Below are 12,921 nucleotides of genomic sequence, written 5' to 3' on the forward strand. Positions count from 1 at the left end.
GCTTTCTTGGATCGCCATGATTGCGCGGTCGAGCCGCTCAGCAGTCATGCGCGTGATTGGTAGTCACAGGTTCAGGCGGAATGCGGACGAGAAAATCTCACCTCGCTCTGGCGTGCAGCATAGCATCCGCCATCGCCAGTGCATCCTTGCTGTTTGCGACATCGTGTACGCGGAAAATTGAGGCGCCGGCAACGCGCAAAAGCGCCGTTGTCGCGGCCGTCGCCATGTCGCGATCGGCCGCTTCTCGGCCGCTGACCGCGCCGACGAAGCGCTTGCGCGACGTTCCGACCAGGAATGGCAGCTCGAAACGGTGCAACTCCGCGAAGCGCGCCATCAATTCCAGGTTCTCATCCGTGTCCTTGGCGAAGCCGAAGCCCGGATCGAGAATGATGCGATCCCGCTCCACGCCGGCAGCTGCCGCGATCTCGAGCGACCGGTCGAGAAAATGAAACTGATCGGCGATCACGTCTGCGAGTTTTTCACGGCCCCGGCCCGTATGCATGACGCAGATGCCAGCGCCGCTCTTGGCGGCGACAGCGGCAATGTCGGGTTCGCGCTGAAGGCCGTGCACATCGTTGACGATATGCGCGCCGGCGTCGACCGCAAACTGGGCGGTCGAGGCTCTGTAAGTGTCGACGGAAATCAGCGCATCGGTATCACGGGCAAGCGCTGCGATGACAGGCAGGATCCGCGCCTGTTCTTCCTCGGCGCTGACGGGCGCGGCATCGGGGCGTGTGGATTCACCGCCGATATCGAGGATCAAGGCGCCCTCCTCCAGGCAGCGCATCCCTTGCGCCACCGCCGCAACGGCATCGATAAAACGGCCGCCATCGGAAAAAGAATCCGGGGTAACATTGACGATCGCCATCAAAACGCCACGCGGCCCCAGTTCGAGGCTGCGTCCATGCGCCAGCTTCCAGCTAAATTTCTGAAATGGATTGTAAGTCATTTTCCCTCACCATCCGCATACGGCCGGGAGCCATCGTTTTGCTGTTGCGCCGGCGCTGGCTATGCCCCAAGCTTGATCGAAGTTCAACCGAAGAGAACCACGCATTGATGTCCCGAGTACGCGTCCCGTTCAAAGTCGCCCTTCTTGCTCTCCTGGTTGCCGCCCCGCTTGGCACGGCCTCGGGCGAAACCGTGGTGAACAAGAGCTTCTCCTATTTTTCGATCGGCGGCCGGACTGCGGAAGAACTGGACAAGGCACTCTCGGCCAGCGGCCCGATGATGAAATCGACCGGCGCACGGCATCCGGGCGCGACCCGCATCAAGTTCGGCGGCTCGATCACCTATGTCAGCCGCAACGGACGCTGCGCCGTCGGCTCGGCCCGCGTCACTCTCAACACGCGCATCATTCTGCCCAAATGGAAGTACCGCCGCCAGGCCGGACGTGACCTCGCCCTCGTGTGGGACACTCTGTCGAGTGACATCAAACGCCACGAGGAGCGCCACGCGGAAATCGCCCGCAATCACGCTCGGCGGATGGAGAAGATGTTCCTGGCGTTGAAGCCGCAGGACACGTGCGAAGAGATGCAGGAAAGCGTTGCCCGCGTCAGCGCAACCGCGATAGAGGCGCATGACAAGGATCAGGCTCGCTTCGACCGCACCGAAGCCGCCAACTTCGACAAGCGCATGATCCGTCTTCTGCAATACAGGCTGGAGACGCTGAAGAAAGCGCAACAGTAGATAGCAAAGCCGGAACCCAGAAGAAGAGCCTGACTATAGTCACGGCTCGGGCCATTTCAGCGGCAATACCCACAGTATTTTATTGGTGAAATATAACGATGGCTGCCGGCCGGCGACTCATCTATATTCAAACCAATGAGAGAGGGGCCGGGACAAAGACTAGCCCCACAAATTGAATAGGTTATGCGCGACGCGATTGCGGCGCGAAAAGCTTAGATGTTGCCTTTACTTTGAATTGCGCAACGTTGTTCACTTGAAAAGAAAAAGAAGAAATCGAACAGCGGAGCCGGAACGGGTTCTCCTGGCGTGTCTTGGTGCAGCAGATGTTCCCTCCCTCATCTGTATGCGATGCGCCCTCCTCGCCTCGCTTGTCCAACGACCGGCGAGGCGCTTTTTTTGTGCGGAGGCCTGAAGAAGGGGCGTGGGACGCAGGCGTTAGGCCTGGCGCTCCGGCACGTGCACGACGAGACCGTCGAGCGCATCGCTCATCTTGATCTGACAGGAAAGCCGCGACGTCGGCCGGACGTCGTAGGCAAAGTCCAGCATGTCTTCTTCCATGGCTTCCGGAGCGCCGACGGTCTGAGCCCAGGCATCGTCGACATAGACATGACAGGTCGCACAGGCGCAGGCTCCGCCGCATTCCGCTTCGATGCCGGGAACCGAATTGCGAACGGCGTTTTCCATGACCGTCGAGCCGTTCTCGACATCAAGTTCGTGGCGCGCGCCATCAAAGGCAACGATCGTAAGTTTTGTCATGTCTCTTTCCGGAATGAACTGGTGGATTGGCCGGGCGCAAGGCCTGTTGAGAAAAGAACCCCGCGGGCGCAAATTCAGGGAAAGTTCTTCCAACAAATCGGCCGGCCAGTCAACAACGGCCGTCATTCTGTGCGTCGCCGCAGATCGCGCCGGTAGCAATGGCTGCCGGCACGGCGCCCTCTATGCGAGGCGCGGGCATCGTGCGACAGACAGGGGTCGGTTAGGCCCCCTGTCTGCTCGGGAGCCGCTAGCGGCAGAGCTTCAGAATGAAGAGCTCGGCTTCGAGCACGGCCGATGCGAGCTGGTCGCAGAGCGAGGCTTCGGCCGGATTGTGTTCGATCGCGCCGGCAACGTTTGCAACGTCGACGGCACCAACAGCAAGGGCTGCGCCCTTTAGCCGGTGGGCTGCCTGGGCACGGGGCGTGCCCTCGCCTTCGGCGATTTCCTTCAAGACCTGGCGCGCCTGGCGCGCAAAGAGTTGCAGCACTTCGATTTCGAGCGCCTTGTCACCCATCGTCTGGACGGCGAGGTGAGCAAAGTCGATCGGCTTTTTGCCTGACGCAGAAGAGTTTCCCGGACTATCCGGGGCTTCAAAGGCAATCCTGAGGGCCGCCATGAGCCAATTTCCCTATTGTTTGTTTGATGTTGGCCTGTTTCCGGCATCGCTTCATCGGGAGCGGTGCCGCCGCCCGCACTGTTCAGACTTCCATCTTCGGCGGGCTCCGGCACCTATTGGCTCAAATCCGGGCGCAATATAGGCAGTATTTTGGGAAAATGGTTAACGTCCGTTAAACTCTCTGATTTCCTTATCTTTTCCGGCTTTTAGACCTGCATTGCATTAAGATTTCATTAGGATTTTAATCAACCCCAAGCGCTCTTAATTGTAAGAACCCAGCTAATGTGTCACTACGATACGCTTAGGAACGGACCCGCGTACGAAAATGGCAACCGTTCCGGTGGATAAGCTCGACGCGTGGTCCCATTCGGCCACAAATGCGACTATCCGTCGAGGCAATGCAGTGGGTGATCAGTAGGGTATTGCGTAGATCCGATGCGCGTATCTTGCCGTCACCGCCCATGAGGAAGAGACCCTGCCCGCTAACGGGCCAGAGGCGCTTTCCGTTCTGGGCAAAAGGTAATGAGGCGTATCCCTATGGCGACGAAAAAGAGCAATGAGTCGATCGACGAAAAGGCGTTCCAGGCTCTGGAAGCTGCCCTGAAGATTGATTTCGACGAGCTTGCATCGAGCCCGAATGACAAGACTTCCTTGGATGATCCGGAGGAAAATGTGTCTCAGCCCACCAATCAGGCGGCGACGCCCGATCAGAATAAGAAAGCACGGCCCCAGCCGGAACAGTCCCGCGGGGCGCGTGCTGCAGAAGCGGCCAAGACGCTCGCTCCGGAACCTGCGCCCAAGTCCCCGTCCCTTTCCGCCGCCAACGACGATGGTCGCCGTTCGCCGGCTGCGATGCTGCGTGCGCTCGACGTGCGCTCCAATCGCGCCGCGATCCGCGTTGCTGCGCTGGTGTCCGTCATCTGGGCGGTTGCCGGCCTCGGTGTCGCCAACCTTCTTTACGGGCCGCAGATCTGGCAGATCCGTTCGCTGAGCGACCTTGCCGCCACCCCTGGCGCCGTCGGCGTCGCGATCGGCATCGTGCTGCCGATCATGCTCTTCTTCTCCTTTGCCATCATGATCGCCCGCGCGCAGGAACTGCGCAACGCAGCGCGCTCGATGGCGGAAGTCGCCCTGCGCCTTGCCGAGCCGGAAACGGCTGCTGCCGATCGCGTCATGACGGTCGGCCAGGCCGTCCGTCGCGAAGTCTCGGCGATGAACGAAGGCATCGAACGCACGATTGCCCGCGCCACCGAACTCGAAACGCTGGTTCATTCCGAGGTCAACGCGCTCGAACGCAGCTACAGCGAAAACGAACTGCGCGTGCGCACCCTGGTGCAGGAACTCGGGCTTGAGCGCGAAGCCATCATCGGCCATTCGGAGCGTATCCGTTCGGCCATCTCCGGTGCGCATGGCAAGCTGAAGGACGACCTGGAACAGGCGAGCGAAGACATCGCTTCGCGCATTGCAATTTCGGGCGAAGCCTTTGCCTCGCTGATCGACACCCGCGCGGCTGCCCTCAGCGAGAAATCGGACGGCGCCTTGCAGTCGATCGGCAGCATGCTGACGACCCGCACCGATGCGCTGCTTTCGGGCCTGACCGCTGCCGGCCTCGGTCTCAGCACTGAATTTGACACCCGGCTTGACCAGCTCAGCGACACGCTGACGAAGCGCGGCGAAGACCTGCTCAGCCAGTTCGAAACGCGCGCCTCCTCGCTTGACGCCAGCACCGAGAAGCTGAATGCGGCGCTCAACGAACGCGCCCGCCAGCTCAACGAAACACTGATCGCCCGCACCCGCGACCTCAACGAAAGCCTGAGTGTTGGCCAGCACGCCATCACCGGTGGCCTCGACCACGTGCTCGCCTCGCTCAACGCCACGCTCGACGAAAAGGGCGCGAGCTTCCGCCAGAGCCTGCGCTCCAGCGCCGACGACGCGATCATGGACCTCGACCTTCGCGGCGGTTTCTTTGAAGAGAAGCTGCAGACGACCGTCGGCCAGCTCGCAACCGCCTTCGACGAGCGGTTCCACGAGTTTGCCTCCGCCTTCGACAAGCGTGCGAGCCTGCTCGACACCAAGCTCATGGAAAGCCTGCACCGCATCAACGAGACCGTCTCCGGCGGTTCGGAAGCGATCGGCGGCGCACTCGACAGCAGCATCGAGAAGATCGGCTCGGCCCTTTCCGACCAGTCGCTGACGCTTGCGACCACGCTCGGCGCGACCCAGGACTTCATCGAAGAGACGATTGCGAGCCGTACCACGGAACTCGGCAACATGATCGGCGATGCGCACACCCGCATCGACCGCGTGCTCTCCGAAAAGACCAGCGGCCTTATGGGTGCCCTCACCCAGGCACAGGACCGCATCGAAAACGGCTTCGGCCAGCGTGCGGACGCACTTTCGAGCGCACTGACGACGAGCGAACAGCGCCTGACCGAAGGTCTCGACAGCCGTACCGCTGCCTTCGTCGACGGCCTGCAGGCCGCGCACGCCCGCATCGAGCAGACCCTGCACGGCTCGACCGACGAGATCACCAGCGCGATCGCTGCCAGCCAGCACCGCCTCGACAACACCCTGTCGGAACGGACGCTCGCGCTGTCGACGATCCTCTCCATGGGCGCGGACTCGATCGACACCGCCGTCAGCGGCACGGCCGACCGGCTGGAGCGCGTTCTTTCCGAACGCGGCGAAGCGATCTCCGACGCGCTCACCAACCAGACGACGGCGCTTGACGGCGTACTCGCCGAGCGCGCCGCAGCCATCACCTCGACGATGTCGTCGCGTGCCAACGAGATGGCCAATACGCTGAGCCGTCACGCCGAAGACGTGGCCGACAGCCTGACCTTCCGGGCAACCGCCGTCGCCGAAACCATGACCGACCGTGTCGGTGATATCGAGCAGAAGCTCTCCGAGAGCGTCAACACGATCGCAGAAAACCTCGGCGGCCGCGTCAGCCTGATCTCCGATACGCTCACCCAGACGAGTGCCCGCATCGCCGAGGATCTGAGCGGCCGTGTCAGCAAGATCTCCGATACGCTGACCGAGACCAGCGCGCACATCGCCGATGCGCTGACGGCGCGCACCACCGAAGCGACCGCGTCGCTTGCCGGCAAGGCAGCGGAAATCGAGGAGACGCTGAGCGGCCGCGCCGAGCACCTGCGCGATACGCTCTCGTCCACGCACGAACAGATCCGCGTCACGCTCGACGACCGCATCAACGCCATCAACCTTGCCGTCGGCCAGGGCCGCGAGCAGCTCGAAGGCATGCTTGCCGACCAGTCGACCGCGATCGCCACGACGCTCGCCACCAGCGCCGGCATGCTGGAAATGTCGCTCGAAGAGCGCCAGTCGGCACTCGCCGGCGCCATCGACCGCAGCGGCGAAGTGCTCGACAGCCGTATGCGCTCGACCACGGGCCATATTGCCGAGCGCCTGGCCGAAACCGCCAACCAGATCAGCCTGGCGGCCGACAGCCTCACCAACCGCGTTGACCTGTCGATCAACGGCCTCAACGATCGCCTTGACGATACCGGCATGCGCATCGAAACCAGCCTCGGCGCACTCGAAGAGCGCATGCGCGAGAGCGCCGGCAACATCAGCTCGATCGTCGATGAAACCGGCATGCATCTCGAGACCCGCGTTGGCGTCCTCGAAGACCGTATTCGTGGCACCGTCGGCAACGTCGGCGCCGTGGTCGACGACACCGGCGCACGGATCGAAAGCAATCTCGGTGCCCTCGAAAACCGCATTCGCGGCAGCGTCACCAATGTCGGCTCCGTCGTTGATGATGCGGCGGCCCGTGTCGAAGGTGGCCTCAGTGCGCTCGAAGACCGTATCCGTGGCAGCGTCAGCGGCGTCAACGCGATCGTCGGCGAGACCGGTGCACTGATCGAAAACAGCCTCGGCGTCCTTCAGGACCGCATCCGCGGCAGCGTCAACGACGTCAACACTCTGGTCGACGATACCGGCCTGCGCCTGGAAGTCAGCCTCAGCTCGCTGGAAGATCGGGTCCGCGACAGCGTCGGCAGCGTCAACCAGATCGTCGACGGCGCCGGACAGCGCATCGCCGACAGCCTTGGTGACCGCGCTGGCGACATCGACCGCATGAGCGAAGTTGCGGCAACCCGGATCACCGGCGCCATCGAGTCCGGTGCGGAACGCATCGCCGAACGCCTCGGCACCATGGATCGTGCCCTCAACATCGGCCTTGATAACGTCAACCGCACGATCGAGGGCAAGGCGGCCGTTCTGGTCACCAGCCTGCGCGGCGCCGTTCACGAGGCGACGCAGGATATCGACGCTGAAGCCAATCGCCTGGAAGGCAAGACGTCCGACATTGTCGCCAATCTGCGCAGCGCAGTCGGCGGCGTGGCTGAGGACTTCGATGCCGAAGCCGTGCGCCTGGAAGACAAGGCAGCCGGTCTCGCAAACACGCTCCGCAGCGCCGTTGGCGATGTCGCGCAGGAACTCGACGCAGAAACGCTGCGCATGGAAGACAAGGCTGCCGGCCTCGTCAACACGCTTCGCAGCGCCGTTGGCGACGTCGCCCAGGAACTCGACGCAGAGGCACTGCGCATGGAAGACAAGGCCGCCGGCCTTGTGAACAGCCTGCGCGGCGCCATCAGCGGTGCAGCTCAGGAAATCGACGCGGAAGCTGTCCGCTCGGCCGGGCTGCTGTCGAAGGCAGGCGACGATTTCGCCTCCGCACTTGCCGCTCGCCAGGCAGACTTCGCCAACACGATCGACCAGACGGCAGCCGCCACCGCCGCGCGCCACGCCGAGCTTGCCAACTCGATCGAGCAGAAGGCGGCAGCGACCGCTGCACGTCATGCCGAGCTTGCCCGCTCGATCGCCGACGCGGCCGACACCGCAAGCGCACGGCTGGCCGCAACGCACAGCCAGATCGCCAACCACGCCGACAACATCCACCAGGGCCTCAGCAATACGGAGAAGGCGCTGGAAGCCCGTGGCGAAGCAATCCGCACCACGCTCGACGAGCGCACCCGCGAACTCAACTCGATGCTCGCCGGCCGCTCGATGGAGCTGTCGCGCCTGATCGACGAGCAGGCACGCCCTGTCATCGACCAGTATGCCGCCACCGGCCGCGAGGCAGCCGAGCGCATCGCTGCCGTGACACAGGAAAGCGCCGACCGCCTGCGTGCGGAAAACGCCGCCCTCGTCAACGCCATCGCCGAGCGCACGGGCGAGACGCTGAACGCGATCTCCTACCGCGCCGAAGAGACGGCAAAGGCGATGAAGATGGTCGAAAACCGTCTGCAGTCGACCGCCCTTGGCCTGATCGACCAGCTCGCCAACAACAATGCGGCCATTGCCACGGTCATCGACCAGGCGAGCAGCAACCTCGGCGAAATGGACCAGCGTCTGGAATCGACGATCGCCCGCGTGTCGGAATCGACCCGTCAGGCCTCCGACATGCTGTCGACCTCCACCCGCCTCATCGAAGGCAAGGTCGACAAGCTCTCCGATATCTCCGCCTCGACCTTGTCGCAGATCGGCGGCATTGTCGGCCGGTTCGAAGACCACTCGCGCGTTCTCGGCCAGGCCTCCGACCTGCTCGGCGCGGCCCAGTCGAACCTCGTCAGCACGCTCGAGGAACGCCAGGATGCGCTTCGCACCCTGTCGGTCGGCCTCGTCCAGCGCTCGGAAGAGATCGAACGCACGATGCGTGCGCTCGAAGGCTTCGTCGACGGCGCCTTCCAGCGGGCCGAAGAACGCTCGGGCCACGTTGCCGGAAACCTGCGCAGCGGCATCCAGCAGTCCTTCGCCGATGTCGGTCGCCTGCTGACGAGCGCCGAACAGCGCGCGGCGGAAGCTGCTGAATCGATGCGCAACACGCTCGCCCAGGCCGGTGACGAAGCCGGCGCCTCGGTCGAGCAGGTCTTCAGCCGTGCCGAAGAGCGTTCGCGCCAGATCGCCAACACGCTTCGCTCGGGCGTCGAGACCTCGTTTGCCGACGTCAACAAGACGCTCTCCTCCGTCGAAGGCCGTGCGCTCGGCGCATCGGAAGCCCTTCGCCAGGCGATCGCCAAGGTCGGTGAAGATGCCGGTGCCTCGATCGAGGGTGCCTTTGCCAATGCCGAGGAGCGCTCCAAGGAAGTCGCCTCGCGTCTGCGCGGCAGCGTTGCGGCCTCGGTGTCCGACATCGAGCGCATGCTTGCCGAAAGCGGCAAGAAGTCCGATGGCGTCGCAGACCAGCTGCGTGACGCCGTTCGCGTCGCAATCGACGAGGCGATCGGCCGCTTCAGCGGCGCGACTGACGAAATCCGTCGCTCGGCTGGCGAGATCCGCAAGGAACTCGACATGACCCGCGAAGAGCTGAAGCGCGGCGCCTTCGACCTGCCGGAAGAAGCCAAGGAAAATGCGGCCGTCATGCGTCGTGCCGTCGGCGAGCAGATCAAGGCGCTGCAGGAATTGTCCGACATCATCGGCAAGTCCTCGACGCAGCTCGAAGTGGCCCAGCCGCTGCGCCAGCAGCCGGCCGCCGCTCCGGTCGCCCGTCCGGTGCAGCAGCAGGCAGCCCCGCAGCCGCAACCGGTCGCACAGCCGCAGCCCCAGCCAGTGGCACAGCAGCCGGTGGCACAGCAGCCGGTAGCGCAGCAACCCGTCATCGAGCAGCCGCGCCGTCAGGAACCGGCGCCGGCGCTGCGCGGCAGCCTCGGTATCGAGCAGCCCGCCGTTCGCCAGCCGGCGCCGACGCAGGCTGTGAGCAACGAGGTCGCCGAAGGTGGTGGCTGGATGCGTGACCTGCTCCGTGCGGCGTCCCGTGAAGAGGCACCCTCGCCCGCGCCGCAGCGTCCGGCCGAGGCTCAGCCGACGGCACGGGCCGGCGACAGCCGCAACCCGCGCCACGTGGTTGAATCGCTGAACTCGCTTTCGGTCGATATCGCCCGCGCCATCGATCATGATGCGTCGGTCGATCTGTGGCGCCGCTACCAGCGTGGCGAGCGCGACGTCTTTACGCGTCGCCTCTACACGCTGAAGGGCCAGCAGACCTTCGACGAGATCAAGCGCAAGTACGACCGCGAGCCGGAATTCCGCACGGCTGTCGACCGCTACATCGCAGATTTCGAAAAGCTGCTCGCCGATGTCGCCCGCAACGACCCGGACAAGCGCATCACCCAGACCTACCTGACGTCGGATACCGGCAAGGTCTATACGATGCTCGCCCACGCCGCCGGTCGCTTCAGCTAAGCGAGCCCGGATAGAAACAATCAAAACGGCCCCGTCTTGCGACGGGGCCGTTTTCGTTTGCAGGGATATCAGAGAAGAAAAGCGACGGATCACTTCCGCTAAGATACTGGCGATCCCTTATGATGCAGAGCGCTCCTTAAGGCGCTCCCGGCACGCGTACGACCGGACTCTGCCCCTTGTCGCAAGTTCGAGCCACTACCCGCTAATCACGGCTGCGCGAACGGGATTTGGGTTCGTAGGCGGGTGTCGTGAACAACGGGCTGTCGACATGCTTTAGCCGCGCCTGGCGACGCGTGCTGACTGGACCGGCTCAACGCAGTGGCGAACAGCCGCCGACATCGGCGGGCTTGACCCGGCCCGCCTGCAGATCCTTCAGGTAAGGCTTGTTCGGGTCCGGTCCGCCGAGCGCGCCGTCGTAGGTCGCACGGTCGATCTTGAGCATGCGGCCGCTTGCGGTGAAGCTCACCATCTCCTTCTTGTTGACATAGGCAGAAGCGACGTTCAGCCGGCAAAAGAACGTCTTCTCTCCGTTGCCGACCACCCAGCCCCAGGCGCCGGACTTGCCCCTGGAGAGCTTGCCGGTGGCGTAGCCTTGCTTGGTGAGCGTCGCGTAACTCTCGGCCTGTGCAATACCGGGAACAAAGGCAAGGGCTACCGCCGCGACCGCCGCCAGGCGCTTGAAAGAAATAGACATCGAGATTCAACCCCCTTGAAGAAACAATAACGCAGCCTTCTAGGCGGGCGCCAACGGTCGATGCAACCATAACATGCGGTCGTCCTTAACGTGCATCCGGACGGCCAGACACTCAGCCAGCCAGACAGGTGGCAGTCGCAGGAATGGATGTTGACATCATCGCGCTCTGCATCTGAAGTTCGTCCGATGGATAGGGAACTGCCTTGCACGACACAGCCGATTGAAATCTGCGATTGGTCCTCCGATTGGGCGGAGCGGTTTGCCACCAAGGCGAAGACGATCCGCCAGGTTTTGGGCGATCATGCCTTGCGTATCGCGCCATATCGGCTCCACCGCAATCCGTGGTCTGGCTGCCAAGCCGATCATCGATGTTCAGATTTCCGTTGCCGATCTGGAGTCCCTCGACGTGCTGGCGGAAAAAATGGCGGTGATCGGCTACCTGTGGCGGCCGCAGAATACCGATCTGACGAAACGCTACTTTCGTGAGCGCCCTGGCGACGAACGCACACACATCCACGTGCGCCGAGCGGGAAGCTGGCAGGAACAATGTTCGCTGCTGTTTCGCGACTACATGCGTGCCCATGCCGAGGAACACGGCCCATACGTCGAGCTGAAGCGGGCATTGGCAAGCCGACATCGCCACGACCGGGCAGCCTATACCGAGGGCAAGTCGGAACACTTGTGGCAGGTCATTCGACGCGCGGATCGGTGGGCTGCGGCAAGCGGCTGGAGACCAGGTCCTTCCGATGCGTAGGAGCTGCGGATCGACAGGCCGGTCTTCCGCTGCCCCGGCACAGCCTTAATCCGAGATCGGTGCGGTGGCCAATGATCGGCCGAATACGGTAGCGGCTGTCTGCATCGCAAGCCTGTCCTGCGAGCGACTGGTCTTTAGCCGCCTGCCCTTCGCCAAAGGAATGCGTGAAGCATCGCGAACTTGCTGCAGGTCCGGCCAAATTCCTCGCCCAAGGTCAACGGTGTCGGGATGCACGGTGGCAAACGAAAAAGGCCCCGGACGAACCGGGGCCTTTTTCGTTGGGTCTTGGTCGTACCGGCCTGAGCCGGAGCCGATCAATGTTCCTTGTTGGCGTAGACCGACTTCTTGGTGAGGTACACCAGGCCGGTGAAGATCAGCAGGAACACCATGACCATGAAGCCGGTGCGCTTGCGCTCTTCGAGGTGCGGCTCGGCGGCCCACATCAGGAACGCCGAAACGTCCTTAGCGTACTGGTCGACCGTCTGCGGCGTGCCATCGTCATAGGTGACCTGGTCGGCGGAGATCGGCTGAGCCATCGCCAGCGCGGCAGCGTTGGCGAAGTACGGGTTGTAGTGCGTGCCTTCAGCCACTTCGACGCCCTGCGGCGGATCCTGGTAGCCGGTCAGCAGCGCGTGGATGTAGTCCGGGCCGCCTTCCTGGTAGGGCCAGAACATGTCGAAGATGAACTGCGGGAAGCCGCGCTCGATGCCGCGAGCCTTGGCGATCAGCGAGAAGTCCGGCGGAGCTGCACCGTTGTTCGATGCGGCAGCCGCTTCCTTGTTCGCGTAAGGCGACGGGAAGTGGTCGGAGGCGACAGCCTTGCGGGTGAACATCTCGCCGTCGGCGTTCGGGCCGTCCTGAACTTCGTAGTTCGCCGCAAAGGCCTTTACCTGGCCTTCCGAATAGCCCAGGCCTTCCAGCGTGCGGAAGGACACCAGGTTCATCGAGTGGCAGGCAGAACAGACTTCGGCGTAGACCTTCAGGCCGCGCTGAAGCTGACCCTTGTCGTAGTGACCGAAGGGACCGGCAAAGCTCCAGTCCTGCTGTTCCGGCTTGTGGATCGGATAGTGGGGCGTACCGCCGCCATGCTCCTCGCCGCCCTTCGCCTCTTCGGCAACAGCCGTACCGAGACCGAGACCAGCGACGACAGCGAGTGACAGAATGCCTGTAACAAGCTTTTTCATTGTTGTGGGTTCCTTATCAATC

8 protein-coding genes are annotated in these 12,921 nt (G+C 63.3%); 3 read left to right on the forward strand and 5 right to left on the reverse strand.

Annotated elements, in window-relative coordinates; translation table 11 throughout:
* Positions 1–97 precede the first annotated feature (97 nt).
* Positions 98–949, reverse strand: a complete 852-nt coding sequence (folP, locus tag IB263_RS07190; protein WP_192438105.1) for a dihydropteroate synthase — start codon at positions 947–949, stop codon at positions 98–100.
* 107 nt (positions 950–1,056) lie between these two features.
* On the opposite strand from folP, the gene IB263_RS07195 reads away from it, so the two are divergent.
* Positions 1,057–1,686, forward strand: a complete 630-nt coding sequence (locus IB263_RS07195; RefSeq protein ID WP_034794616.1) for a DUF922 domain-containing Zn-dependent protease — start codon at positions 1,057–1,059, stop codon at positions 1,684–1,686.
* Between the two features lie 435 nt (positions 1,687–2,121).
* Here the strand turns inward: IB263_RS07195 and IB263_RS07200 are convergent, their stop codons facing one another.
* Together IB263_RS07200 and IB263_RS07205 are read right to left on the reverse strand one after the other, a co-directional pair.
* Positions 2,122–2,442 (reverse strand): 2Fe-2S iron-sulfur cluster-binding protein, encoded by a 321-nt coding sequence (locus IB263_RS07200; protein ID WP_034794619.1) that lies wholly within the window; start codon positions 2,440–2,442, stop codon positions 2,122–2,124.
* Positions 2,443–2,689: 247 nt separating this feature from the next.
* A complete protein-coding gene (locus tag IB263_RS07205; protein WP_192438107.1) occupies positions 2,690–3,058 on the reverse strand; it encodes an Hpt domain-containing protein in 369 nt (122 codons plus the stop codon).
* A gap of 537 nt (positions 3,059–3,595) precedes the next feature.
* Here IB263_RS07205 and IB263_RS07210 point away from each other — a divergent pair.
* On the forward strand, positions 3,596–10,267 hold the full coding sequence (locus tag IB263_RS07210) for a kinesin (RefSeq protein ID WP_192438109.1): 6,672 nt from the start codon (positions 3,596–3,598) through the stop codon (positions 10,265–10,267).
* Between the two features lie 310 nt (positions 10,268–10,577).
* Here IB263_RS07210 and IB263_RS07215 read toward each other — a convergent pair whose 3' ends face one another.
* Positions 10,578–10,961: a hypothetical protein gene (locus IB263_RS07215; protein ID WP_060520716.1), complete on the reverse strand. Its 384-nt coding sequence runs from the start codon at positions 10,959–10,961 to the stop codon at positions 10,578–10,580.
* Between the two features lie 301 nt (positions 10,962–11,262).
* Between IB263_RS07215 and IB263_RS07220 the strand changes: the two genes are divergently transcribed.
* Positions 11,263–11,715 (forward strand): GrpB family protein, encoded by a 453-nt coding sequence (locus IB263_RS07220; protein ID WP_210338225.1) that lies wholly within the window; start codon positions 11,263–11,265, stop codon positions 11,713–11,715.
* Positions 11,716–12,029: 314 nt separating this feature from the next.
* On the opposite strand, the gene IB263_RS07225 is transcribed toward IB263_RS07220, so the two are convergent.
* The gene (locus tag IB263_RS07225) at positions 12,030–12,899 is read right to left on the reverse strand and encodes a cytochrome c1 (RefSeq protein ID WP_034794986.1); all 870 of its coding nucleotides are present in this window, start codon (positions 12,897–12,899) and stop codon (positions 12,030–12,032) included.
* Positions 12,900–12,921: the final 22 nt, after the last annotated feature.

The sequence above is a fragment of the Ensifer sp. ENS03 genome, assembly GCF_014852035.1.
Lineage (GTDB): Bacteria > Pseudomonadota > Alphaproteobacteria > Rhizobiales > Rhizobiaceae > Ensifer > Ensifer adhaerens.